Here is a 24,146-nt window from a genome sequence, read left to right as displayed (position 1 = left end):
ACATGCAGAACTTAACGATATCGGACTGGAAGCTGATCCGCCTGACAGTTGACGAGCTTGGGCCATTCCGCAACGGTAAGCGGGAGTTTGATTTTTTTGGGATCGAGCCGGGGTCGTCGGACCCCTATGTCGCAGGTCCCGCAAACATCTTTATGGTGCTGGCAAAGAACGCTTACGGTAAAACCACGGTTCTCGAGGCGATATTCGGCCTTTTCGGCCTCCTAGACGAGAAGCCATGCGGCAGATTCGCACAATTCGCAGCTGCGGGTCAGGCGCAGGTTGATATCCGGGCTACCTGGACGATCGACGGCGTTTCGCAGGACGTTTTGTTGTCGCTGTGGACGGGCTCTCCCGGACCCGTGCGGAGCTGGACGCAGGAAGAACTTGATTCTGTGGCCCAGACCCGTAACTGGGCTGGTCTCGGTTTATCAATGACGCCCCAAGGCTTGAGCGTAAGCTCGCAGACGAACGAATTAGGTGCTCTCTTTTATGATGTGGTGCATCGCTCCCTGGGCCAACCGCCGAGCGAGCTTTTTGGCTTGTCTCAAAACCTTCCCGCTATCCTTTATTTCCCGGCAGACCGACGCGTGGTCGCGCCTGTGGAACACTTCGCCGTGACGAGGCCAGATATCTGGGGCTACCAGCCAGCTCAGATCTTCAGCTCCGATGGCCCAGAGTGGGGTACCTCCATCGACAACGTCCTAGTGTGGCTTGAATGGCTCGCCGACAGGCGCTCCGACGGTGCGGGGGACCGTCGCGTGGACGATCTTTTGTCATTTTTGAACGCACTCATTTTCAAGGATGACCCGTCAAAGTCAATAACTCAACCTCAGCGCGAGGAGCTGAGAACTTACGTGAAAACCCGCTATGGGGCACATTCGCTAGCCGCTCTCAGCCACGGCGAGCGAGCAATGCTCCAGATTCTCGGGCGGACACTGACGCATATGACCTCTAACACGATCATCCTCGTCGATGAGATCGAGATTCATCTCCATACAAGGTGGATGAACCGGCTGTTCGAGGCGATGAAAGAGCTTCTCCGGAAATACACCGCCCTCACCCTAATATTCACGACACACAACCGTGAGCTGATGCACGTTTTCCAGCACAACGTGAAGGAAGAGGGCCTGGTTAAGGGCGGACACCTGATAGAGAGCGACATCCAGTAATGGCAAACCTGTCTCAGATTTCGGATCCAGCCGAGCTGGATAACATCTACATCGGCAAGGTCGTGGTTTACGTGGAAGCCGAAAGTGACGCCAATCTCTTCGGTGTGCTGGTGGGGCCGGGACACGCCGAGCGGATCGAATTCAAGATCCCCCCGGAAGGCGGAACAGGCTGCGGACCCGCAATTGCGCGGGTGAAACGCGAGCGCGTCACCAACAGGAAGGTCTTTGGGCTGATTGATGGCGAAGCGGCCGCATCGTCGCATCTCGGCTTTGAGAAGATGCTCGAATGCGTTGAACCGACATTCGTGGTGGATGATCCGGAGCTCGATGGTGTTCTTTTCCTGGCGGAACACGAGGCGGAGAACATTCTGTTGAGGCACACGGACGTCTGTCACTACGTCGTCAAAGACAGGACCCTCGCTGGTATGAACACTAGGTCGGCTGACGACGTTCGCGCGTTGATCAACGGGATCGTTGACCGTTACTTCTCCAGTGCCGTATGCAAGTACACGAGCGCTCGTCTCCACTCGGCGCAGGCGATCTCCGGCATTCTGGACAGTGGAATGTTCTTCACTGACCGTTCTCGGACTGGGTTTCTCAGGCTGCTCAAGGAAAAGGTTGCCGCGGCTGGCTGCCCTTGGGACGTCTTTCGCACAGAGTTCAAATCGCTACTTCGGCTTATAAAGACCCGTTTCGACACAATGGAAGAAGCGCTGAAATCGGCGGAGCGGAAACGGCTATCCGACGGAAAGAGCGCTCTTGCGAAGATCCAGAACGTGTACGGGGTCAACAAATATTGGGAAGGTCATCTCGCCGACGAGTTGGCAAAACTTCCCTACGCGACCGAATTCAGAGAGAATGTCTTCTCGAGAACCGGATTGTAGGTGCTAGGATCTGGCTGAAAAATCCGGAGGCAGGAGCGGACGGTTCGGGAAAGGTTGATTTCCGGCTGCGATTTCTACGGCGCGCCTGCTGAGAGAGAATGCTTGGACGATGGCTTCTGGGAAAACGGTCGGTCGATCACTATACCTCCATCGGGATGCGATCGAAGCCCTCCCCATCGACACGCTGCGCATTGTCGCCTCGGCCATGTGTATCGGGTCCTCCTTCGCCTGGAATGTCGTTAAGGTCGAAACAGGCAAGGTTTCGCTGCTGCAGTACCAGGATTTCGATGGACACGCCTTCCCGGCTCTATTGCGGGCGAGGACTTTCAAGCTCCCTGAGCTCGCTTTCACGGACACGGACTACTCGGGTCGCGAGAACCCTCCGATCCTGCACCGGAAGGAATTGCTTCTTGCTGAGGATGACGCCCGGCGACCCGCTTTCAGCTCAATCACTGCTCTTGCGGAACGTCACGGTCTCTTCGCTGACCCCAAACGGATCGGTACCCGCGAGGCTTGGTTCAGACTCGTGTCGGACGCGGGACTGGTCGTGGACGGCCCTCGTCTTCGTCACGCTTCGTTTGCCACCGTCGAACGTCATAAGACTGCAATTACCCGGTACGACTTGTCCGCTCCTGTGGCCCTTATGTTGAAGCATGGCATGCTTCGGCCTGAATATAGTATGTTCGACTACGGCTGCGGTCTCGGCAGCGACGTCGCGATCCTAACGAAGAGCGGCTATGAAGCGTTCGGCTGGGATCCCGCGCACAATCCCAATGGGATAAAAAGAGAGGCCGACATCGTGAACCTCGGTTTTGTGGTCAACGTCATCGAAGATCCACGCGAGAGGGCTGACACCCTTAGGTCTGCCTGGTCATATTGTAGGAGAGGGCTCTGCGTGTCGGCAATGCTCGGGAACCAGGCAAACGTCGAGGGACATACAAGCCACGGCGACGGATATCTGACATCCATAGCGACCTTCCAGAAATACTACACCCAGGCCGAGCTTATTTCTTGGGTATCGGAGGTCGTCGGCGAGCAGGCACTCACTTTGGGAAATGGGTCGGTTGCGTGCTTCAAAGATGGGGAACTTGAACAGGAGATCAGGTTCGCCAGGTATTCACGAATTTCTTCAGCCTCGCTGAGCTCAATGCATCTTGCTCGCCCCGTTCGCACTTCTAAAGCCACGCGGGAGGTGCCCCCGGCCGTCACCTCCGCCCTGTGGGACCTCACGCTTAGCCTTGGACGAGTTCCTACTCCCCTTGAAGTCGATCCCGATACTTCTTCTCTCATCGCTCTCGCATCGCTTTCTCCAACGGCGGCTATTCGTTCCTGTGTTGTGGGTTTTGATAGCGCCGAACTGGAAGATGCAGCCCGGAAAAGGCGCGAGGACTTGGTTGTTATGGCTGCCCTGTCGCTTTTTCCAGGATCGCCAAAATACACGTCATTGCCACCCTCGATCCGTCGGAGTGTTAGGTATTTCTTCGGTAGCCATGAGCACCTTCTCGAAGAAGCACGCGAGCAACTGCAAGCACTTCAAGCGTTCGACGCGTTGACCGAGATCTTTCGCTCGGCCGTTACAAGCGGTGTAGCGACGACCAATCAAGACACCCTGTCCTTTGGGATGGCGAGCGAGCAGCGCCTTCCGATAGGGATCAGGTTGATGCTTGGCTGCGCGGAGTTTGTGTCCCCTGGTTTCAGCACCTGTGACATCGTGGAAATCGGTCCCTCTCGTGGAAAGCTGAAGGGCTACGTTTGCAGCAACATGGAGTCTCCTTTACCGAAGATTTCCTCTCGAGTTATGGTCGATCTGGCTCGGTTCTCAAGTCAAAGCAAGGATTTTTCGGACCGCGTGCTGTTTACCAAGTCTCGATTTATGGAACGCGATGCGCCCAATCTTGAGCGGCAGCTTTCTATAGAGGCTAGACTCGTCGCTCACGGAGTCGTCGACAGACACGGAAACGGCCCGGAAGGGCGCACGCTCAGTGCGATGTTAAGAGGCATATTGAAAAGATAATCAAACATCATTGCTCTGCTAAAGGACTCCCCACGCCCGAAACCTCCCCCTGCCCGTCATCTCCCTCAAGCCGAGCTCCAAAACGATCCGCCGCGCCGCCTGCGGCGTCACCTCAAGCGTTTTTGCGACCATGCCGGCCGACACCAATGGCTTTGCCATAACCAGCTCGACCAGCTCCGGCAGTTTTGAAGACGTTCGTCTTCCCGCCAATTTGCGCTCCATCATCTGCCGAGCAAGCGTCAGCCGGTCATGCTCTTTCATGCCGATCTCGGCGGCCGAAAAAACTCCATGGGCGATGCCCAGCAGCCGGATTTCCCGATCACGATGGCGGCGCCGATCGACAGGAATGGTTTTCAAGCCGAGATTGATGGCGGCGAGATGCGCGCCTGACGTGATGCCGGCCTGGCGCAGGATCGAGGCAGCCAATAGCCGGCCGAGCCAGGGCGCGTGCTGAAGGACCAAAAATTCGTTCCAAACATCGAGGGCAATGATCGCCTGCAGCACCGCCGGCAAGTTTTCGGCCTGGCGCAGCGCGCCGCGCCATTCGTCGAGCCGGGCATCCTCATCCCAGTCGAGGTCATAGACGAGAGGATCTCGTTCTCGGGTATCAGCACGCCCGGGACGCCTCGCGTGCTCTATCGCCGCCTCCGATCGGGCCAACAGCGCATCGATAGCGGCATAGTCGACGCCGGGGAGATTCTCCGCCTGATCACCATCGTCCCCCTCCCCTTCCGGGTCGACGGCGACCGCGGGCCGCACGACGCCGGCCGTCTTCGCTGCCTCGGTCGCGCCGGTGGAAGTGATGTCCGAAGTCTGTCGCAAAGTTCGGATACCCTCGGCGGACAAGGCCCAGTCGGGCGACTGACCAGCAATGCGCCGGCGGGTTCGCAACACGTCGCGGGCGATGGTGAGTTCGTGGGTGGGTGTGCGGGTATCGCGAAACGCGTCGTGGAGGACGAGGTCTTCGAGATGAACGAGTTCGCCGTCGATCCACAGCGATGCACAGGCATCGGCAAAATTCTGGCGCTCGAGGAACCCTGCGCCGACCGGCGAACGAGCGATGCGCTCGTCGAGACGGGTAAGTGCGATACCGGCGTCGAAAGCCGGCCGCATCAGGGTTGATATGCTGATTTTCGCGAGATCGTAAGCCATTGAAATCATAGTAAATGATTTGTTAAACGAACTCTATACAAATATTAAGGTTCCTCACATGGTATGATTGCTGGTTGTTGTTCTCACCATCGATAAGTAACCCTTATCGATGGTGATTGATTTCGAGTCGCAAATCAGAAAAGGTCGTGTCATTGACGGCCACAGCGCCGTCTCGAAGCAGCCTCATGGAGCCACGCTTGCCATCTTCAAGCCAAACGTCACCGGTTGATCGCCGCGCCGAAGAGCTCGACACGATCGCCGCTGTCCTGCCGATGGAGCGGCGCGACGAACTCGCCGAGCTGCTGACCGACCAGGACATCCAAACCCTCAAGCATCTGGTCAACGAGGGCATGGGCGAAAACACGCTTCGCGCCCTGACGTCAGATCTTGCTTACCTGAAGGCCTGGTCTCTTGCCGCCACCGGAAAGTCGCTGCCCTGGCCGGCGCCAGAATCGATGCTTTTGAAATTCGTTGCCCATCACCTTTGGGATCCGGAGAAGCGAAAGTCAGATCCGGACCATGGCATGCCGGAAGCCGTTTCCCAAAACCTCCGCGATCAGGGATTTTTGCGCACCGCCGGGCCGCATGCGCCGGACACCGTGCGCCGCCGGCTGGCATCCTGGTCGACGCTGACGAAATGGCGCGCGCTCTCTGGCGTCTTCGCCTCCCCTGCCCTCAAATCGGCCATACGCCTCGCTGTGCGCGCCACCCCGCGGCCGCGAAAAAGGAAAAGCGCCAAGGCGGTCACTGGTGATGTCCTGGCAAAGATGCTGGCGACCTGCGCCACCACCAGCCTGCGCGATATCAGGGACCGGGCGATCCTGATGGTCGCTTTTGCCTCGGGCGGCCGCCGGCGCAGCGAGATTGCCGGACTGCGATTGGAGCAGATTACCGTCGAGCCACCGATCGAGACGGAGGGCAGCCCTCCCCTCCCGTCTCGCGCCATCCATCTTGGCCGCACCAAAACCTCGGGCGCCGATCATGACGAGGCCGTCTATCTCACTGGCCGGCCCGTCGAGGCGCTCAATGCCTGGATCGAAGCGGCGAAGATCGAAAGTGGCAGCGTGTTTCGGAAGATTGATCGCTGGGGGAATGTGTCTAAGCGGGCGCTGGAGCCGGGAGCGGTCAATGCGATCGTCAAGCAGCGGGCGGAGATGGCCGGATTGGAGCCCGGGGAGTTTTCAGCGCATGGACTTCGGTCGGGATACCTGACGGAAGCCGCCAATCGTGGGGTCCCACTCCCCGAGGCGATGGAGCAGTCTCGCCATCGCTCTGTCCAACAAGCATCCAGCTATTATAACAACGCGACGCGCCGAAGCGGACGCGCAACTAGACTACTCTAGAAGATTTCTTGCAAACGTCGATCGAGGTCGACGGGATTTTTAGCCCGTCGACCAGTACCGCTTAGATTTGCGAGAGCACCTGCTCTGTCGCAAATCTTCACTTCAAACTCGAGACATCAATGCAGCCACGTCGCGCCCGCGGACATACTGGTGTCTAACGAAGCAGTTCTCGTCGCGATCGTGTCAATAATCTCAGGGCCATTGAATGCGGCCCCGGCGTCGATGGCGACGTCATCGTTGCCTTGCCAAGCTGTAGTTTGGCGGCCGCCGGCAGCAATATCTCCGCCGTCGTTCCCGAACGCGACCTCATGATCCGCGTTGGTGAACCTGTCGTTGGTAAAAGATGCGGCAAGATACAGGCTCTGGGGCCAAATGATCTTGGTGTGGGAGAATGCGTGGGGATTTTCCATATCAGAACTCCGTTGAGAAGGTTGTCGACTGAAAACTGAGATATCTGGTCGCCTTCGCGGGACATGCTGCGGTAGAAATAGACGCCAAATCCTTCCCCTTGAGAACGCCACGGAACTGCAGTTTTCTTTCGCTGGCTCACTTGCCACCAGGACAATGTCGAACATTGTGCCAGTCAGGGCGGCTATCTTTGCCAACATGTCGGGCAGACCTGACCAATTCTCAAGTCTGATGTTGCTGGCATTTACCGAACCGGAAACACCGAAGCGTATTGCCGCTCTGCGGCCGGGGCCATTATTTCCCCTATAGTTGAGAATACGGTTGTGAGGGATAAAAACAAACAGCCCGAGATCAAAGAAAGGGCCGATCTGGCTTGGTCGTATCGCGATCTGTGACGATGAACCATGCCACGGAGAGAGATCCGTCGGCAACAGTCGGATCACCTGCGAAAAGAGGACATATTTCTGCCCATCGAGCCACCCGTACAGGATTTCAAAAACAAGACCGCAATAGGGGATTTGAGCGCCCCAAAACGTTCCTGGGCTTAGCAGGGGCGGTGCCCATTTGCCAACTTCGCGGCAGATGAAGGCGATGCCGAATTCAGCAGTTGCATAAAGGTCAGGAATTTCCACGTACCAGCGGCGAAGACGAGCTTTGATCGGCCCCAAATCGCGGGCGGGCAGTTCGTTTGGATGTCCTGTCCCTTGCTGCATCGTTTTCGATCCCTCTCAGAGGCCCCGTAGCGAAATATGATTGACACCGCGGATACTGTCAACCCATATACGGAGGATCCGTCAACCGTTATGGTTCATTTCACACCCACCGCATTGAAAGATCGGAGGATAATTTCGTTTAATGAACCGAGGGGCTTGGATGCATCTTTACGATATGTTAGTTCACGGTTGACATAATGTCTGTCAACCACCAATATATGCGGTCTGTCAACAATTAAGGGAATTTAGTGCTATGGCTCATACCCACGTCCTGAAAAGCCAGCCCGGTTTTCCGTTGGTTCCCGCAGGAAGCGATCTGCATGTGGGCGCAGAGTATCGAGCTACGGGCTGGGCGTCTCTAGGGCGCGAAGGTTCGTTCGTCCGTGCTACCGATATAGGCTTGCCAGAGAACCCGACCTTAGGTCACGTATCCGACCATGCCATCTTGGGCGGCGCAGCGGCTGTTCATCAAAGAGATGACACTTTCGAGCATTCCTATTTCGGGGCCGATTATGGCCTATTGGAACGTCAGCGGCCGGACATCGCCCTTCTCGCTCGATTTGCCCGTAGCGTTGAGTTTGCCACCTTCCACATGTGCGTTGCCTTTGACATCGCTGGCATTGCCGACTTCGATATGAACCTCAAAAGCCATCCGCTGCCCAGAGAAGCGAGCTGGTTTGGGGCGCTTGTGGATGCGACGTTTGCCCGATTCAAGATTTTGCGGAAGGCCCTCGCTTTTGAGTGGACTCCGCCTGCGGAAGCCGAACCCTTGACCTGCTCGGCTTTCTACGCGCTATGCGATCTCGCTCCGGCCTCGTCGCATTCGCTCAAGCAGCTATATTTTAGTCGCAGGGGCCACGCTTACCAGTCGTTAGTCCAGCAACTTGATGTGACGGCCAGCATCATCGAAGCGGCTCTGCAGCTCCGACGTGATGCCGACGCGGCGATCAACAACAGGGCACAAGAGGATGACGCCAATCGTCTTGCCAGAACGCAGGATGAGATCTTGTCGAAAGCCGGAGATGCGCTGAGCTTGCGACAGGCAGCTGAACGGCTTGGAATGACGCATCAGAACCTGCACAAAAGGATCGGAAGCAATTCCGCGCTTGGTGTTATGCGAGGGCGCCAGTTGGTCATCCCATCCGTGCAGTTTGTTGAAAGCAAGGACGGCGTAAAAATCCTACCTGAGCTGCGACAGGTGTTGAGGCTGTTTGCGGAAGCCAGTGCCGGCACGTGGACTGCGCTTCAATATCTAACGGAGCTTGACCCCGTTCTTGGCGCTACGCCAATTGAGATCCTGAAGGCTGGTGGCGTGGACGCCGCCACCGCAGCGGCACGCGCCTATCTTGGGCTCGATGAAGCATGACACCAGGGCTGACGCCAACATCCGACCTGCTCGTATTGTCGCTTCCGGCGAACAGCCATTTCGTTCGCATTCATCAAGCTGTTCATTCAGCGGTATGGTTTGGGCCTGCACCGGGTGCAGGCCCTGCCTATCGGTTTGATGCGCCATCGGGCCAATACCGGACAATGTATGCAGCACAGCAGCTCGAAGGCGCGTTCGCGGAGACAATCCTGCGCCGTGCAAACCGCATCATCGCGCGGCCTTATGTCGAGCTACGTCAATGGAGTGTCATCGAAACAGCGAGGGAGCTCTCACTACTTAAGCTCTTCGACGAGGGTCTGGTGTGGCATGGCGTGACCGCGGACATTTGCAGCGGTGATGACTACCGGATCTCCCAAAGCTTTGCCGCAGCGCTCTACGCAAGTCATTCTGGGCTTGATGGAATTGCCTACCGCGCGCGGCACAATAACGGCCAGATCTGCTATGCGCTCTTTGATCGCATAGCCGAAACAAGCCTGCAGGTGGTTGAGAAACGCCTCTTCAGCAATGAGCGCTCGATCACCGACGCGTTGCTGCGCAAGCACAATGCCAGCTGGGATCCGATGATACCACTGCCTCCCCCTTGAGGTTTCGACCAGTTCCCAGTGCAAGCCGGGAGCCCAAGGCACCCACCAAAGTAACCACGTCAGTTAGCAGGCATTCGCGAGTGGCAAAGTATCTGGTAAAATCTGCCGCATGCGCCTGCATGCCTACACTCTTCGCCACAGAGACTGGCGGGTCCGCATTTAGGGGGCGATAAACTACCTTGAGCGCCTAATCGATTTCGCTGAACGATGTAAGCAACGGTGTTAGATCGCGGGCGATCCAGCGATACCTTCGGCCTTCGGCAATGAGCACATAAGCAGGTTTCGACGAGGCTCGGCGGAAACATCTCTCCTCTACAGGCCACTCAGCGCAGCCCCATCCTTTGCCGAAGAGGGCGGATTTCTCCATGGGCCGCCCCAAAACGTCTTATCGGCTATACCTCCTGAGACAATCTCCGTGAGACGCAAATCAGTGTATCATTTGGGTTGATTTTACGATTATGAGACGCTACCCATTGAAGGTCTAGAACCTAATGAGACGTTTCATGGCAATTTACGGGTATGCGCGGGTCAGCACCATCGATCAGGATTTGGCGATTCAAGAGGCGGCTCTGAAGGCGGCCGGGTGCACGGTCATCCGGGCGGAAAAGAAATCCGGAGCGACCAAGCAGGATCGGAAGGAGCTTAACACGCTTCTGGAATTCATGCGCGACGGCGACAGCCTGGTCGTGACGCGGGTCGATCGGCTGGCGCGGTCAGTTGGGGATCTGCAGGACATCGTACGGCTGCTCAAGCAAAAAGGGGTGACGCTGAAGGCGACGGAACAACCGATCGACACCAGCTCGGCGGCCGGGAAAGCTTTCCTCGATATGCTGGGCGTGTTCGCTGAGTTCGAAACGAACCTTCGCAGAGAACGACAGATGGAAGGCATCGCCGCTGCAAAAACCAGAGGGGTCTACAAAGGCAGGAAGCCCCATGTTGATATTGCTGAGATCCGCCGACTGAAATCCGACGGGATGGGGCCAACAGAAATTGCCAAGACGCTGAACATAGGTCGGGCGAGCGTGTACCGCGCCCTTAGAGAAGCCGCATCATCGTAGGGCAAGATGGCGGCTTCGCGCCAGGAGCGGCCATCGCCGTGTTGGCGACGGCCCCGAAGAAGCTCTATGCTGCGCCGACTTCTTCGAGCGAACGCGAGTGCATCTTGTTCAAACCTTATATTGATCTTTGGCAACTAACTACCGATGGGGAGCCTATCAGCACTCCGACTGCTCAACTTCTCCCGGTTCTGCATCACGGTGAAGCGGCCATGCTGAAGGTGTCTTCTCATCCTGATCAGAAGCGCGGCTCAGACCTGATGGTGTGGTGGGCCGGAGTAGGAGCGGCTCAAGTTCTCGAGCGAGACGAAAACGCGATCCTCATGGAGCGTGCTACAGCGAAGCGATCCTTGGCAGACATGGCACGGTCTGGTGATGATGACGAGGCATCTCGAATTCTCTGCGCTACCGCCGACAAATTACACCGGGAGCAGGCGGCAGCATTGCCAGGGTTGGTTCCTCTCCCTCTATGGTTCAGGGAACTAGAAGTCGCTGCTGCACGCCATGGCGGCATCCTGCGCAGCAGCTTCGAGACTGCGCAAATGCTACTAGCCGCGCCAAGAGAGGAGGGTGTCCTCCACGGCGACCTCCACCACGATAACGTGCTGGATTTCGGCTGCCGTGGTTGGCTCGCCATTGATCCACACGGCTTGTTCGGCGAACGCGGTTTCGACTTTGCCAACATATTCACCAACCCTGATCTAAGCGATCCCAGTCAGCCTGTGGCAACGCAGCCTGGCCGCTTTCAAAGGCGTCTAGCTGTGGTCGCTGAGGCCTCACGCTTAGAGCCTCGCCGCCTACTGCAGTGGATACTCGCGTGGACCGGGCTATCTGCCGCCTGGTTTCTAGGTGACGACGATCCGTTGGCCGAGGTGGATTTGCATGTTGCAGCGCTAGCTCTTGCTGAGCTCAACCAATAGGTGCCTGCGAACGAGGAAGTGCGCTTTGGTCCGGCAGGCGACATGGCTCAGAAGCGCCATTTGCACGCTTCAGGGATGGGGTTGGAGGGCGACCGTCGGCTTCCAGCGTTGAGATGAAACAGCGGGTCTTTTCATCACAGGTGCCGCAGCAAACTAGGGTAGTCTGTATAGCCCTCAGGGCCCTCGCCATAGAACGTGTCCTTGTTCGGTGTGTTCAGAGGAAAGTTCTGCTGAAGGCGCTCTGCGAGGTCCGGATTGGCGATATAGTCGCGACCGAATGCCAGGGCGTCGGCATGACCGGACTCGATAAGTCGCTCCCCATCTTCCTTTGACATAAGTTCATTGGCTATGACCGGCCCCCCGAACCGACGCTTGATCTCACCGAGAAGGCTGTCTTCGGCTTCAATTTCGCGGACAAAAATGAAGGCAATCTTCCGTCTTGCCAGTTCGTCGGCGACGTACCCGAAAATTGCCTTGGGGTTGCTGTCCCCCATATCGTGTTCCTCGCCCCGAGGTCGAAGGTGCACGCCGACACGATCAGCGCCCCAAACCTCAGTCACTGCATCCGCAATCTCAAGGAGAAACCTAGCGCGGTTCTCGACTGTGCCACCGTAGCAATCGGTGCGCTTGTTGGTCTTGTCCTGTAGGAACTGATCAATCAGATAGCCATTGGCAGCATGCAACTCGACGCCATCAAAGTCAGCGGCCTTTGCTCGCTCCGCGCCCTGTCTAAAGTCCTCAACGATTCCCGGTATCTCATTCGTTTCCAAAGCCCGTGGAATAGGATGCGGCCTTTTCGGGCGTAGTCCCGAGACATGACCAGCGGCGGCGATTGCGCTCGGCGCTACGGGAAGTTGGCCATCGAGAAGTTCGGGGTCGGAGATGCGGCCCACGTGCCAGAGCTGCAGGAATATGCGACCATCGGCTTCGTGAACCTGCCGCGTGACGTGTTGCCAGCCTTGGACCTGGGCATCGTTCCAAATACCAGGCGTGCCCCAATATCCAACGCCTTGTGGGGACACAGAAGTCGCTTCGCTCAGAATCAATCCGGCACCAGCCCGTTGCCGATAGTATTCGGCCATCATCGCGTTGGGTACGCGCTCGACGCCGGAGCGCTTGCGTGTAAGCGGGGCCATGATAACGCGGTTCGGCAGCTCGAGAGCCCCAACCTTCAACGGATCGAACAAACGGGACATCGATATCTCCTGGTTTAGCGCAGATATGGCTCTGCTTCTGTCTGGAGACAATTGTCCTTCCGGTTGTCAGACTGTACACTTCAAGTCGTCAATTGGAGTGCCTGCAGAATGGCTATTACCAGCACCTTCGGTGGCGTAGAAATCTTTATCACCGTGGTGAAAGCCGGGTCGTTCACTGCGGCGGCGGCACAGTTTGGCATCACCAAGTCGGCCGTCGCCAAGTCGGTGGCCCAGTTGGAGGGTCGGCTTGGCGTCAAACTTCTGCATCGGACAACACGTCGGCTATCGTTGACGCCCGATGGTCAGGCCTACTTTGTGCAAGCCGAAGCCGCACTTGATCAGCTCCGGTCAGCAGAAGACCTCGCACGGTCCAAGGCCAGCGCGGTTAGAGGAATATTGCGGGTGGACATGCCAGTGGCGTTCGGCCGACGGATCGCCATGCCGATCCTATTGGATATCCTCAGGGCCCATCCCGGACTCCGTTTGGAGGCCAGCTTCTCTGATCGTATTATAGACCCTGTCGAGGATGGGGTAGACCTATGTCTGCGGTTCGGCGAGCTGCCTGACCGAACTGACATCTCTGCCCGACCGCTCGGAACACAGCGCCTCGTTCTCTGTGCAGCACCACGCTATCTTAGTGAAGCAGGGGCACCAACAAGCCTACGTGATCTACAAGACCACGCCTGTATCCTCGGAGGCAGGCCAGGCAGAGCCGCACCCTGGCGCTTCCTGGAGGAGGGCGGGCGCGTAAAGTCGCTTGATCCGCTGGCCGCTCACCTAGTGAGCGACGGAGAGGTGGTCATCGATATGGCGGTTGCTGGTTTCGGCTTATGCCAAATGCCACAGTCTCTCCTGCAGCCTTACATCGATGGGAAAGAATTGGTCGAGGTGCTGCCGGATCGGTGCCAGGTGCAATCGCCATTTAACGCTGTGTGGCCAACGACCCGTGCGATACTTCCCCGGATCCGGGTTGTTGTGGATGAGTTCGTTAGACGGGCCAACGCGAAAGCTCTTTAGCAGGCAGAAGATGACGAGTCCTACGTCTGCTTCCAGGTCAGCTCGTATCAAGACTGGCGGACCTGAATGGGGTGGCAACAGGTCCTTCATAATGCGTCGGCGGACGTCCGCTTATGGCGGATACTGTTGAAATACTCCCGTGGGCAGCTTCTCGTAAGCTTTAGCTGAAATGACATTGCTTAGAGGAAGCTCTGTACCCACTCTGCCGCAAATCCGTTTCAGTCAGCTAAGATCATCGGAAATCCATTCCGGACAGTCACGGCAGTGAGTTGTTTTGTCGACCCTCAGCGGAGTTTTTCAACACTATCGGCGTAAAGGCGACGTGACGCGGGCGCCGAGGCTATGTCTGCTTTTAGGCACGCACGACGACACGACAGCCTCTATGACCGACATGGAGGCGCATAGCGGAAATCATTTCCAGTCCGGGGCCGATGGCAGACTGACCGCTGCTAGGGCACCTACGCGAAGGCGGACATCGATGTATGACGGCGAGGTTTCAGCCGATGTCTACTTTCAGGCAGGCACACGAAGGCCTCGGGCGCGAAGCGGAGACGTTTCAGCAATCTGAACTTTGCGGAAACGAATATTGCGACGAAGGTATTATACCAACCGTCATTGATCAGAACCCTTGTGCCCATTTGCGTCTGCCGATCGACATGATCTTCCATGGTCGGTCCTGGAGTGTTCTCCAAGCGTAGCAGCAATGGTCGACGATATCCTCGTAGGACTTGAAGACGCGGTTTGAGAGCCAGTTGTCCCTCATGAACTGCCAGATGTTTTCGACCGGGTTCAGCTCGGGTGATTTGGGCGGCAGTGGCAGGATGGTGATGTTTTCTGGGACGACGAGATTGTTGGACATGTGCCATCCAGCCTGGTCCATGATGAGGACGGCATGTTCGTTATCTGCAACATTACGGGATATCGATCAGGTGCTGGTTCATGGCATGGGTGTCGCACCACGGCATGACGAGAGCGGCAGCCTTGCCCTGTTTGGGGCAGATGGAACCGAAGATATAGGCCGGCTTGGTTCGCTGGTCGTGTGGCGCAGACGGCCTTGTTCCCCGCTTGGCTCAGCGGCGGGTGATCTTGTTCTTCTGGCCTATACGAGCTTCGTCCTGAAACCAGACTTCGATCACTTTGCTCTTGGCGGGGCCGGCGGCAATTTCTGCCACAGCGGCGGGGAAGTTTTTTTAAAAGCCTCGGCCGCTTCGGCATCCTGAGCATGATGTCTTGGGCGAGCAGAGAGCTTGCGCTACCCCATGGCACGCACTTCGCGACCAAGGGCCTCCTGGCTCACCGAGATGCGGAACTCTTCCCAGAGCCATTGCGCCAGATCACACAGACGCCAACGAACGACGCCATCCAGTACGGTGTCGGTCCGCGCTCTATGGCTTGCGCCAAGGCCGCTCGCTGTTCGTCGTTCAGGAGAGAAGGCTTGCCCGAAGCCTTGCCATTGATCAGACCGTCTGGACCGCGATCGTTGAAGCGGACCACCCAGTCGCGCACGATCTGAACTGTCACGCTGCCAAGCCGGGCGGCATCGGCGCGCGAGCCGCCATCATAGATCGATGCAAGAGCCAGAAGCCGTCGCGCCTGATTGGCATCCCGTGTCTGGCGAGCCAGACGCCGCAACCTGGCCCCGTCGAAATCCGACCGCAATGAAAGCGCTGAACCCATCGCAACCTCCTGTTTGCAACAAAGATTCAGATTCGTCGGCTGCTGGGAATCCCCACGAGAGTCACATTCACTGAAGGTTGGTATTATTCCACCAGCGCCATCAGTGCCCGAACTTCGTGCCGTCTCATGTTCCGGGTCAAGCATGCGACGTGCTCAACGTAAACGTCGTTCAGCTCCATTATGGGCAGGCGGACAACGTTGCTTTCTGCCCGGCTGACCGCCAGTTCGAACATGAATCCTATTCCCAGTCCTTGGTGCACTGCCTCGTAGACCGCCTCACGCTCGCCGAGTGAGAGAGCTGGCTCAAGGTTTACGCCAGACTTCCTTATTGCCATGTTCAGCGCCGATTGCGTGAGAGATTGGTCGTTGCGAAAAATGAGTGGCTGATCGGCAAGTTCATGCAGCGAAAGGGGCTTGCCTCGCTTTGCCAGCGGGTGCCCGGCAGGCACCAGCGCGACCGCTCGCTGCTCCATGTACGGAATGCGCGTCAGGCTATCGTCGTCCGGTACGCCTGTCAGGATGATCGCGTCGCATTGTTGCTCATAAAGTGCCGTCGTGACCCGATGCCAGTTACCAAAATTGGCGGTAACCCGGACACCGGGGTAACGGCGCCTGAACTCGGAAATCAGCGCCATTGCCGGATTCGGAGCGCCGCACATGATGTTGAGTTCACCCGTCTTCAACGCGCTCGATGCACCCAGGATATCGGCGGCTACAGCCTCTATAACATGCAGCTCTTGTGTCTCCTGAAACAAGCTCTTGGCGAGTGGCGTCATCCTTGCACCGTCCCCCCTGCGCTCGAATAACAGCACGCCGTAGCTCTGTTCCAAAGCTTTGACCTGCGCCGTTATGGCAGGCTGACTGAGGCCGAGGCGACGCGCGGCAGACGAGAAACTGCCTTCCTTTGCAACCGCATTGAATGCTCGCAACTGGGCATAGCTAAGCTTGGAACGCATTGAGCCTCACGAAAAATGAGAGGTGTCTACCTGATGGGCGGTATAACCTGAATTTATAATGCGTCATTGTAATGTAAAATCTATGAAGTATCTGGCCAGCCATTGAACACATTTTTTTGGGCCTTCCTTCATGGCAAGCGTAAACATCAGATCTGTCGTTAAGACATTCGGGGAGACCCATGTTTTGAAAAGGATCGATCTGGATATTCGGGACGGCGAGTTCATTTCCTTGGTTGGCCCGTCAGGCTGCGGAAAGTCCACTCTATTGCGCATCATTTCCGGCCTCGAACAGCAGAGCGGGGGCAGCATCCTACTAGATGGTGCAACTGTCGATAGGATCCGGCCACGCGACCGCGACCTCGCCATGGTGTTCCAGTCCTATGCACTGTATCCGCACCTGACGGTGGCGGAAAACATCGCCGTACCGCTCGTCATGCGCCGCCTGAACACCACTGAGCGGTCGCTCCTCGGCACTCTTCTGCCGTCGGCGAAGGCGAAGCGCAAGGAGATCGCAGGGGAAGTGGGCAGAGTTTGCGATGCCCTATCAATCTCTATGCTAAAGGACCGCAAGCCTGCTTCACTTTCAGGCGGCCAGCGCCAGCGTGTGGCACTTGCCCGCGCCATGGTGCGTAAACCGAGCGCCTTCCTGATGGACGAGCCGCTCTCGAATCTCGATGCCAAGATGCGGGTACAGGCGAGAGGCGAGATTGCCGCGCTCCACCGCCAATTGGGTTCGACCTTTATCTATGTCACCCACGATCAAGCCGAAGCGATGACCATGTCCGATCGTATCGCAGTGATGATGGGTGGCGAAATCCTGCAGGTGGATACGCCTGACCAGATCTACCAGATGCCCCTGGATCTTCGCGTCGCGGAGTTCATAGGTAGTCCCAAAATCAACGTTCTTCAGGCGGCTCTGACTGAAGGTGACGTCCTATCCTTCACCTTCGCCGATACCGCGAACAACCGGGTGCAGGCGGCTTTTCGTCCAGAGGCGGCTCGACTAGCAGGCATAGCCAACGCACCGCTTGCCGGCGTTATCCACCACATCGAAAATCTCGGCGCCGACCTCTTCGTCCAAGTCATGACCGCTGGCGGCAACCTCGTCGTTGTGCGCTGCGATCCGGGCGGCATCCGCCCAGCCATCGGCGACAAAGTGGGGATCGTGATGGATGAAGCGCGCCTGCATGTCTTCGGCACAGACAACCGGCGAATAGAAGGCAGCTACCGACTGGAGGCTCCCCTATGAGCCTTTCCGCCAGCCAAAACCGAGCAGGCCTTGCCCTCATCGCGCCGGCGTCCATCTTGGCAATCATCTTCCTGATTGCGCCGCTCTCCTCGATTCTTGTGCTGGCCTTTACCGACTATCAGCTCGGTGATCGCTCGCTGAGATTTATCGGTTTCGAAAATTTTCAAGCGCTGATCGATGACCCGGTCTTCTGGAAGTCGTTGAGCAATACGCTGATCTACTCTGCCGTCGTCGTGCCCGGCTCGATGCTGCTAGGCCTGGTCAGTGCGCTTCTGATCGACGCAGGAACCTCGTTACGATCCTTCTATCGCACCGCCTTTTTCATGCCGGTGATGGCGAGCCTGCTTGCCATGGCCATCGTCTGGGAGTTCATGCTGCACCCGAGCTTTGGCATCGTCAACACGACGGCGAAGGCCCTGGGATTTGCCTCGCACAACTGGCTCAAGGATGGCGACATCGCACTCTACGTGCTCGCGGTCATCGGCATCTGGCAAAGCTTCGGCTTCAACATGGTGCTCTTCATGGCCGGTCTTTCTGCCATCCCGCGCGATCTATACGACGCAGCCGAGCTAGACGGCACACCGCATGCCTGGGAGCGGTTCAGGCTGATCACCTGGCCACTGCTGGCACCTGTCGCCGTTTTCGTCGCCATCACCTCCGCCATCCGCTCTTTCCAGGTCTTCGACACGGTTCATGCACTCACTCAAGGAGGGCCGAACAAGGCGACCGAAGTGCTGCTCTACACGATCTATGCCGAAGGCTTCGAGTTCTTCCGCAGCAGTCACGCGGCGGCGATCACGATTGTCTTCATCCTGCTCGTCGTCAGCGTCAGCCTGCTGCGCTTCGTATCCCTCAAGAAGAATGGAGAAGGCGCATGACGGCTCGTTCCTTTGTAAGCTCGGCGCTTCGCCACACAGCACTGCTCTTGATTGCTGCCTTTGCCCTTCTGCCCTTCGCCGTGATGGTTTCGACCTCGATCAAGCCAGCCGACGAGATCTTTTCCGAAACGTTGCGCTGGTGGCCGCAAAAACTCGCCGTCATCGAGAATTATACGGAAGCATTTTCAGCAGCCCCGCTGATGCTCTATCTCATGAACGGCGTCGTCGTTACGGCAGCGATCTTTTTCCTGCAGGTGCTCGTCACGCTGCCGGCAGCCTATGCACTGGCCAAACTGCATTTTTTCGGTCGCCGTCTAGCCTTCGGTTTCGTGCTCTTCTGCTTGCTGATCCCCTATCAGGCAATTGCTGTGCCGCTGTTCATCCTACTGTACTACGTCGGCCTGCTCGACAGCTACAGCGCGCTGGTGTTGCCCTTCACGATTTCAGTGTTCGGCATCTTCCTGATGCGGCAGTTCTTCATGGGCGTTCCGGATGATCTGGTCGATGCGGCCCGTATGGATGGCATGTCTGAATTGTCGATCGTTTGGCGGGTCATGCTGCCGGCCGCCATCCCGGCGCTCACGGCCTTCGGCGTCTTCTCGATCGTCACTCACTGGAACGATTATTTCTGGCCTCTGGTCGCCGTATCAAGCGACAAGTACTTCACGCCGCCGCTCGGCGTCATGGCCTTCCGCAATGCCGAGGCCGGAAATGACTTTGGCCCGCTGATGGCGGCCGCGACCATCATTGTTGCCCCGCTTCTTTGCCTCTTCCTGCTGGCGCAACGACGGTTCATCGAAGGCATCGCCTTCACCGGCATCAAGTAGCAGTCCTCTCACCCCCCCAACCACCGGAGACTTGTCCATGAGAACGATCCTGACCGCCGCAGCCCTGTCCCTGATGGCATCCGCAGCGATGGCCGATACTACTACGATCACCGTGCAGTACGCCTATCCGGAACTGTTCGACACGACCCAGAAGGAGATGCTGGAAGCCTTCAGCAAGAAGCATCCCGACATCAAGGTTGAGTTCCGCACGCCCTACAAGGATTATGAGGACGCCGCCCAGCGCGTGCTGCGCGAAGGCATCACCGGTAATGTACCGGACGTCACCTTCCAAGGCCTCAATCGCGTACGCGTTCTTGCTGACAAGGAAATCGCCGTTCCGCTCGATGATTTCATCGCCAACGAAACGGACTTCGACGCCGCCGGCTATCATGACGGCATGCGCCAGGCCGGCGCCGTCGACGGCAAGGTTTACGGCCTTCCCTATGCCATCTCACTGCCGATCGTCTATTACAATATGGATCTCGTGAAGAAGGCCGGTCTCGACGAAAACAGCCTTCCCAAGACTTGGAACGATATCATCGCGCTCGCCAAGAAGATCGAGGCTCAGGGCGAGGCTGACGGTATCGAAACCGAATGGGCGATCACCGGAAACTGGCTGTGGCAGGCGCTGGTGTTTGCAAATGGGGGCACGATGCTCAATGAGGACGAAACCAAGGTCGCCTTCGACGGCGAGGCCGGCAAACAAGCGATCGGCACACTGGCACGTCTCGTGATCGAGGCGCAGTCGCCGAACATGACGCCGAACGAGATGCTGGCGGCTTTCTCCGCCGGCAAAATCGGTATGATGGTAACCACAACGGCTCGCGTCAATGCCGTCACCAAGCAGATCGGCGGCAAGTTCGAACTAAAGACCGGCAACTATCCGGATCTGAAAGAAGGCGTCTCGCGTCTGCCGGCCGGCGGCAATGTCGCGATAATCACGGCCAAAGACAAGGACAAGCAGAAGGCAGCATGGGAATTCCTGAAGTTCGCGACGGGCCCCGAAGGTGGCGCAATCATGGTCAAGACCACCGGGTACATGGCGCCGAACACCAAGGCGGCCGACCTCCTGAAAGATTTCTATGCCGAGAACCCGAACCAGGCGGTTGCTCTTTCCCAGCTACCCTATCTGACCGGCTGGTACGCGTTTCCCGGCGATAACGGCCTAAAGATCACAGACGTGATCAAGGACCGGTTGCAGTCGGTCATGGACGGCAGTCGCGCCGAGGAAGCCGAGGCGGTTCTCGCCGACATGGCAGCAGACACCCAGGCTCTCCTGCCGCGTCGCTGATCTGCCAACCTCCCGCTACGTGGCCAATCGGCCACGTAGCCTCACCATCAGGAAGGTCACCATGAAGATCGTTCATGTCACTGATATCCACCTCGTGCCGCAGCCGGCAACCTTGTACGGGCTCGACCCGTGCGCGCGGTTCGATGCAGCGATTGTCAGCATCCATGCGGACCATTCCGACGCCGATCTCATGGTCATCACTGGCGATCTGGCTCACTGGGGCGAGGTTCCAGCCTATCAGGCACTTCGCCAGCGTATCGATCTCCTCAAGGTCCCTGTGGTGATGATGGTCGGCAACCATGACGACAGGGCCTCGTTGCGAACCGTGTTTCCCGAGGCGATGGATGATGGCAACGGCTTCGTCCAGAGTAGCCGCATCGAAGGCGGTCATAGGCTGGTGTTTCTCGATACCAAGCAGGAAGGCAGTCATGCGGGAGCCTATTGCCAAACACGGCTGACATGGCTTGCCGAGGAGCTCGCCCAGAGCAACGAGCCTATCCTTATGTTCATGCATCATCCGCCCATCCTGACCGGCATCTCGTCTATGGACGCGATCACGCAGCAGGATGCCGACGCCCTCTGGCAGGTGCTTCAGCCGCATTCGCATCGCATCCGCCACATCTTCCTGGGGCATGTCCATCGCCCGATTTCTGGCAACTGGCACGGCATCTCGTTTTCCCTCATTCCAGGCCTCAACCACCAGGTGCCGCTGGAACTGTCACCGCATGGCGAAGACATCCCCGGCAGCCACGAACCGCCAGCCTATTCTGTAGTCTCAATCAACGCAGACAGTGTCGTGGTGCATCTGAATTACTTCCTTGAAGAGTCGCGGCGCTTCCCGCTCGACGGCTATGAAATCAAGGGCCGCGACTACGCACTCGGTTTTCCAGCGGAGTAGGTCTGGCATGATCTTCAATTTCCACGATACCCGAACGCAGGGAGAAGCTCCTGCGCTGGGTCTCCATTGCCTGAGCGCACGGAATGGATGATTTTCTAAACGTAGACGGTGTCCTGTTCGATCTGGACGGGACGCTCATCAGCGGAGGCCAAGCCCTCCCGTGGGCGCACGATCTCATTGATGCTAGCCGAGGAAATTTCGCGATCGTCACCAATGACGCCGAGCACACTGCTTTCGAAATCGCAATTCTGATGGACCAGCTCGGATTTGCCGTGGCTGAAGAAAGAATTGTAACCGCTGGGATGGCGGCGATCCGGATGGTGGCGGAGAAAATGCCAGGGGCGCAGATTGCCATGGCGGCAAGCGAGTCACTTCAAGAGTATGCGCGAAGCCTCGGTTTAAACATATCTCGGGAACGGCCAGATGTCGTCCTGATCGGCCGCGACCGGACGTTTTCATATGATACAATCCAATCGGCAGCCAATTCCGTACTGGCCGGTGCGCAACTCGTCGTTTGTAATCCGGACCGCACTCATCCTGGCCGAGGTGGGAGCATTGTTCCCGAGACTGGAGCGCTTGTGGCAGCAATTCTGGCCTGCACTGGGCCGGTCCCTCACCAAATAGTCGGAAAGCCCGAACCCGGCATTTTCCTTGCCGGGGCCCAATTGCTCGGCACCTCTCCAAACCGTACATTGATGGTCGGAGACAACCCGGAGACTGACGGCAAGGGTGCTATGCGAGCTGGAATGACCTTCTTGAAAATCGGCTAGTTATGCCGAGGCGCACCAGTGAAGTGACGCCGCTGCCACGACGATGTCCGCTTTCAGGTAGGTGCCAAGACGGCCTCAACGACCGATTTGGAGGCGCGAAGCTGCCCTTATCCCTTCGACCCGTGATGACCGCAATGGGCCGAAAGGCGACTTTGTTCAACGCACTGAGAGGGGAGAAAGGCGCTCTGCCCTCTCTCCCCCACAAGCACTAAACCGGTCTCCCCATGCTTCGGCCTGCGGCCTGCAGCACCGGCTCATTTCTATGAAATTCGTCTCGGCCCTCCGGGTGGGTGATCCCCCTCCGGTTTAGCGCTTGTCCCCCTCTCTCCAGCTGTTCCGCACGAGCTCGGGAGCAGGAGCGGGGCTCCTGCCCTCCCTTCGATTTCGGGAGGTCAAGGAGTGATCGCTTGCGCTTGTGGAGAGGGAAAGATGACAGAAAAGCTTGAGCTGCAACCCAACGAGCCATTGTCCGTGAAGGTCGAACGTCACCGAACCGTCTACCTGGCAGCCGTCAACAGCGAGGGCGGCGCTGACATGGATCAGGAAGCGAATGCACGTATGGAAATCATCAGGCACGCGCCGTCAGATCAGGATGAGAGAGATCAGAAGTTACTTTACGTAGCGGGGTACCTAATTGCCTCCAAGGGGAGCCTAAACCCTGAGGAAATGGAGCTTCTTCTTTCAGGCTCCATCTCACTATCGGGGCATTAATGATCAACAGGCATCTGGTTCTAAAATCAGTAGTTGGTGGCAACCCATTCGCCGGATGCAGACTTGGCAAATCCAATGACGCGATCGAGAGGAGCTGCGTTCGGATTCCTCTTGATGGCCGCAACGCATGATACGCCTGGACCGCTGGCGTTCTCGTCACACTCTCCCAAAGCAAGGGTTACATCGGCTTCACCGCGGCCGGTCCTCAGAGGATTGCGGGCATAAGCCTTGCGGTATGCGGCTAGAGCTTCCTCTTCTGTCGGTATTTCAAGCACAGGGGCCGGAGGTTCGGGAATTAGGGAGGGATTGGCTGCGATAAGGGCCGCGATCTCCGCATCAGTGGGGGCCCGAACAACCGGCTCTGGCTCCGGCATGATGAGATAAGTACCTCCTGCACCGGCGAGAATGCCGATACCGGCTGCTGCTACGACGAGAATATTGCTGTTCATGTCATCCACTCAGTCATTCAAGTTGAACCAAGCGCGCTGCTTGACGCCCTTATCGTTCGGAATGTCGAAATAATAAGGATCCGCGCGGCGAGGGCGGGGCTGAGTGATCTGCACCATGCAGCCATTGTCTCGGTTGAAAACATCATTGTCGTTGTTCTGGTTGATCTGCCGGATCGTGACACCCTTGCGCTCGTTTCCTTGGCTGTCACCAAATTGGGTACGGAAGGCGGCACGGTTGCTGCACTGGTTGACGGTCTTCGTGCACTGATCCTTGTCGTCTCGGCCCAAGAACGGCCGATCCCCATCGGTGCGGGAGGAAACGGCGGTCATGCCGGCAGGGCATTCCTCGTAAGGTTCATAGCCCGGTTTTCCGGCTTTTGCTTCATGGCAGATCGGCCAGGAGAAGCCGGGCTTCGCCATAGCTGATATAAGCCTTTTCATCGGGGGAACGCAGTAGGGGACGCCATGCCATGACGGGCTTTGTGAGGCTGCGCACAAGAGGATCTGGCAACCCCATGAGGCATCCTCGGCCTTGGCAGATGCTGGAGAGATGGCAAGAGCCGCGAGACCGGCTGCGGCAAAAAACACTGGTTTCATA

General features: G+C 57.6%; 22 protein-coding genes and 1 pseudogene. 16 read left to right on the top strand and 7 right to left on the bottom strand.

What is annotated here, in order from left to right:
• Positions 1-2: 2 nt before the first annotated feature.
• From MUU53_RS12035 to MUU53_RS12025, 3 genes are all read left to right on the top strand, one after another.
• Positions 3-1,169, top strand: a complete 1,167-nt coding sequence (locus MUU53_RS12035; RefSeq protein ID WP_247261097.1) for an AAA family ATPase — start codon at positions 3-5, stop codon at positions 1,167-1,169.
• Positions 1,169-2,053 (top strand): hypothetical protein, encoded by an 885-nt coding sequence (locus tag MUU53_RS12030; RefSeq protein ID WP_247261096.1) that lies wholly within the window; start codon positions 1,169-1,171, stop codon positions 2,051-2,053. Before MUU53_RS12035 ends, MUU53_RS12030 begins: the two co-directional genes overlap by 1 nt.
• A 109-nt stretch (positions 2,054-2,162) precedes the next feature.
• A complete protein-coding gene (locus tag MUU53_RS12025; RefSeq protein WP_247261095.1) occupies positions 2,163-4,067 on the top strand; it encodes a DNA phosphorothioation-associated putative methyltransferase in 1,905 nt (634 codons plus the stop codon).
• An 18-nt stretch (positions 4,068-4,085) separates the two neighbouring features.
• Here MUU53_RS12025 and MUU53_RS12020 read toward each other — a convergent pair whose 3' ends face one another.
• Positions 4,086-5,228: an RHE_PE00001 family protein gene (locus MUU53_RS12020; RefSeq protein WP_247261094.1), complete on the bottom strand. Its 1,143-nt coding sequence runs from the start codon at positions 5,226-5,228 to the stop codon at positions 4,086-4,088.
• Positions 5,229-5,404: 176 nt separating this feature from the next.
• On the opposite strand from MUU53_RS12020, the gene MUU53_RS12015 reads away from it, so the two are divergent.
• Complete coding sequence (locus MUU53_RS12015; protein WP_247261093.1) at positions 5,405-6,562, top strand: tyrosine-type recombinase/integrase; 1,158 nt, start codon at positions 5,405-5,407, stop codon at positions 6,560-6,562.
• A gap of 116 nt (positions 6,563-6,678) precedes the next feature.
• Here the strand turns inward: MUU53_RS12015 and MUU53_RS12010 are convergent, their stop codons facing one another.
• The gene (locus tag MUU53_RS12010; RefSeq protein WP_247261092.1) at positions 6,679-7,683 is read right to left on the bottom strand and encodes a hypothetical protein; all 1,005 of its coding nucleotides are present in this window, start codon (positions 7,681-7,683) and stop codon (positions 6,679-6,681) included.
• Positions 7,684-7,936: 253 nt separating this feature from the next.
• On the opposite strand from MUU53_RS12010, the gene MUU53_RS12005 reads away from it, so the two are divergent.
• The 4 genes from MUU53_RS12005 (at position 7,937) to MUU53_RS11990 (ending at position 11,629) form a co-directional block, all read left to right on the top strand.
• A complete protein-coding gene (locus MUU53_RS12005; RefSeq protein ID WP_247261091.1) occupies positions 7,937-9,049 on the top strand; it encodes a hypothetical protein in 1,113 nt (370 codons plus the stop codon).
• Positions 9,046-9,654 (top strand): RES family NAD+ phosphorylase, encoded by a 609-nt coding sequence (locus MUU53_RS12000; protein ID WP_247261090.1) that lies wholly within the window; start codon positions 9,046-9,048, stop codon positions 9,652-9,654. Before MUU53_RS12005 ends, MUU53_RS12000 begins: the two co-directional genes overlap by 4 nt.
• A 503-nt stretch (positions 9,655-10,157) precedes the next feature.
• Positions 10,158-10,712, top strand: a complete 555-nt coding sequence (locus tag MUU53_RS11995) for a recombinase family protein (RefSeq protein ID WP_037093559.1) — start codon at positions 10,158-10,160, stop codon at positions 10,710-10,712.
• Between the two features lie 104 nt (positions 10,713-10,816).
• Entirely contained in the window at positions 10,817-11,629 is an 813-nt protein-coding gene (locus tag MUU53_RS11990) for an aminoglycoside phosphotransferase family protein (RefSeq protein ID WP_247261132.1), read from the top strand.
• Positions 11,630-11,763: 134 nt separating this feature from the next.
• Here the strand turns inward: MUU53_RS11990 and MUU53_RS11985 are convergent, their stop codons facing one another.
• A complete protein-coding gene (locus tag MUU53_RS11985; protein ID WP_037093924.1) occupies positions 11,764-12,825 on the bottom strand; it encodes an alkene reductase in 1,062 nt (353 codons plus the stop codon).
• A gap of 108 nt (positions 12,826-12,933) precedes the next feature.
• On the opposite strand from MUU53_RS11985, the gene MUU53_RS11980 reads away from it, so the two are divergent.
• Entirely contained in the window at positions 12,934-13,842 is a 909-nt protein-coding gene (locus MUU53_RS11980; protein WP_037093923.1) for a LysR family transcriptional regulator, read from the top strand.
• Between the two features lie 619 nt (positions 13,843-14,461).
• On the opposite strand, the pseudogene MUU53_RS11975 reads toward MUU53_RS11980, so the two are convergent.
• Together MUU53_RS11975 and MUU53_RS11970 are read right to left on the bottom strand one after the other, a co-directional pair.
• Positions 14,462-15,519, bottom strand: a pseudogene (locus MUU53_RS11975) (IS630 family transposase).
• An 83-nt stretch (positions 15,520-15,602) separates the two neighbouring features.
• Positions 15,603-16,475, bottom strand: a complete 873-nt coding sequence (locus MUU53_RS11970; protein ID WP_052114314.1) for a LysR substrate-binding domain-containing protein — start codon at positions 16,473-16,475, stop codon at positions 15,603-15,605.
• A 184-nt stretch (positions 16,476-16,659) separates the two neighbouring features.
• Here MUU53_RS11970 and MUU53_RS11965 point away from each other — a divergent pair, with 184 nt between their 5' ends.
• From MUU53_RS11965 to MUU53_RS11935, 7 genes are all read left to right on the top strand, one after another.
• Complete coding sequence (locus MUU53_RS11965; protein WP_333630014.1) at positions 16,660-17,724, top strand: ABC transporter ATP-binding protein; 1,065 nt, start codon at positions 16,660-16,662, stop codon at positions 17,722-17,724.
• On the top strand, positions 17,721-18,602 hold the full coding sequence (locus tag MUU53_RS11960) for a carbohydrate ABC transporter permease (RefSeq protein WP_037093917.1): 882 nt from the start codon (positions 17,721-17,723) through the stop codon (positions 18,600-18,602). Before MUU53_RS11965 ends, MUU53_RS11960 begins: the two co-directional genes overlap by 4 nt.
• The gene (locus MUU53_RS11955) at positions 18,599-19,429 is read left to right on the top strand and encodes a carbohydrate ABC transporter permease (protein WP_037093916.1); all 831 of its coding nucleotides are present in this window, start codon (positions 18,599-18,601) and stop codon (positions 19,427-19,429) included. Before MUU53_RS11960 ends, MUU53_RS11955 begins: the two co-directional genes overlap by 4 nt.
• 37 nt (positions 19,430-19,466) lie before the next feature.
• Positions 19,467-20,720 (top strand): ABC transporter substrate-binding protein, encoded by a 1,254-nt coding sequence (locus MUU53_RS11950; protein ID WP_037093913.1) that lies wholly within the window; start codon positions 19,467-19,469, stop codon positions 20,718-20,720.
• A 61-nt stretch (positions 20,721-20,781) separates the two neighbouring features.
• Entirely contained in the window at positions 20,782-21,618 is an 837-nt protein-coding gene (locus tag MUU53_RS11945; protein WP_037093910.1) for a phosphodiesterase, read from the top strand.
• An 83-nt stretch (positions 21,619-21,701) separates the two neighbouring features.
• Positions 21,702-22,388, top strand: coding sequence for an HAD-IIA family hydrolase (locus MUU53_RS11940; RefSeq protein ID WP_037093935.1), 687 nt, complete (start codon positions 21,702-21,704; stop codon positions 22,386-22,388).
• A 429-nt stretch (positions 22,389-22,817) separates the two neighbouring features.
• Complete coding sequence (locus MUU53_RS11935; RefSeq protein ID WP_065653669.1) at positions 22,818-23,099, top strand: hypothetical protein; 282 nt, start codon at positions 22,818-22,820, stop codon at positions 23,097-23,099.
• Positions 23,100-23,125: 26 nt separating this feature from the next.
• Here MUU53_RS11935 and MUU53_RS11930 read toward each other — a convergent pair whose 3' ends face one another.
• Together MUU53_RS11930 and MUU53_RS11925 are read right to left on the bottom strand one after the other, a co-directional pair.
• A complete protein-coding gene (locus MUU53_RS11930) occupies positions 23,126-23,548 on the bottom strand; it encodes a hypothetical protein (RefSeq protein WP_037093783.1) in 423 nt (140 codons plus the stop codon).
• A 9-nt stretch (positions 23,549-23,557) separates the two neighbouring features.
• Positions 23,558-24,145: a hypothetical protein gene (locus tag MUU53_RS11925; RefSeq protein WP_037093737.1), complete on the bottom strand. Its 588-nt coding sequence runs from the start codon at positions 24,143-24,145 to the stop codon at positions 23,558-23,560.
• Position 24,146 lies beyond the last annotated feature (1 nt).

It is taken from the genome of Affinirhizobium lemnae (assembly GCF_022968395.1).
GTDB lineage: Bacteria > Pseudomonadota > Alphaproteobacteria > Rhizobiales > Rhizobiaceae > Neorhizobium > Neorhizobium lemnae.
Note: the sequence above shows the minus strand (reverse complement) of the source record. Positions and strands in the feature narration are given on the sequence as shown.

Coding starts and splice junctions, on each gene's coding strand:
- MUU53_RS11955 (WP_037093916.1), top strand. CDS start 18,599: ATGACGGCTCGTTCCTTTGTAAGCTCGGCGCTTCGCCACACAGCACTG.
- MUU53_RS12035 (WP_247261097.1), top strand. CDS start 3: ATGCAGAACTTAACGATATCGGACTGGAAGCTGATCCGCCTGACAGTT.
- MUU53_RS12010 (WP_247261092.1), bottom strand. CDS start 7,683: ATGCAGCAAGGGACAGGACATCCAAACGAACTGCCCGCCCGCGATTTG.
- MUU53_RS11980 (WP_037093923.1), top strand. CDS start 12,934: ATGGCTATTACCAGCACCTTCGGTGGCGTAGAAATCTTTATCACCGTG.
- MUU53_RS12005 (WP_247261091.1), top strand. CDS start 7,937: ATGGCTCATACCCACGTCCTGAAAAGCCAGCCCGGTTTTCCGTTGGTT.
- MUU53_RS11950 (WP_037093913.1), top strand. CDS start 19,467: ATGAGAACGATCCTGACCGCCGCAGCCCTGTCCCTGATGGCATCCGCA.
- MUU53_RS12000 (WP_247261090.1), top strand. CDS start 9,046: ATGACACCAGGGCTGACGCCAACATCCGACCTGCTCGTATTGTCGCTT.
- MUU53_RS11960 (WP_037093917.1), top strand. CDS start 17,721: ATGAGCCTTTCCGCCAGCCAAAACCGAGCAGGCCTTGCCCTCATCGCG.
- MUU53_RS11935 (WP_065653669.1), top strand. CDS start 22,818: ATGACAGAAAAGCTTGAGCTGCAACCCAACGAGCCATTGTCCGTGAAG.
- MUU53_RS11940 (WP_037093935.1), top strand. CDS start 21,702: ATGGATGATTTTCTAAACGTAGACGGTGTCCTGTTCGATCTGGACGGG.
- MUU53_RS11945 (WP_037093910.1), top strand. CDS start 20,782: ATGAAGATCGTTCATGTCACTGATATCCACCTCGTGCCGCAGCCGGCA.
- MUU53_RS12020 (WP_247261094.1), bottom strand. CDS start 5,228: ATGATTTCAATGGCTTACGATCTCGCGAAAATCAGCATATCAACCCTG.
- MUU53_RS11995 (WP_037093559.1), top strand. CDS start 10,158: ATGGCAATTTACGGGTATGCGCGGGTCAGCACCATCGATCAGGATTTG.
- MUU53_RS12030 (WP_247261096.1), top strand. CDS start 1,169: ATGGCAAACCTGTCTCAGATTTCGGATCCAGCCGAGCTGGATAACATC.
- MUU53_RS11930 (WP_037093783.1), bottom strand. CDS start 23,548: ATGAACAGCAATATTCTCGTCGTAGCAGCAGCCGGTATCGGCATTCTC.
- MUU53_RS11925 (WP_037093737.1), bottom strand. CDS start 24,145: ATGAAACCAGTGTTTTTTGCCGCAGCCGGTCTCGCGGCTCTTGCCATC.
- MUU53_RS11970 (WP_052114314.1), bottom strand. CDS start 16,475: ATGCGTTCCAAGCTTAGCTATGCCCAGTTGCGAGCATTCAATGCGGTT.
- MUU53_RS12025 (WP_247261095.1), top strand. CDS start 2,163: ATGGCTTCTGGGAAAACGGTCGGTCGATCACTATACCTCCATCGGGAT.
- MUU53_RS12015 (WP_247261093.1), top strand. CDS start 5,405: ATGGAGCCACGCTTGCCATCTTCAAGCCAAACGTCACCGGTTGATCGC.
- MUU53_RS11985 (WP_037093924.1), bottom strand. CDS start 12,825: ATGTCCCGTTTGTTCGATCCGTTGAAGGTTGGGGCTCTCGAGCTGCCG.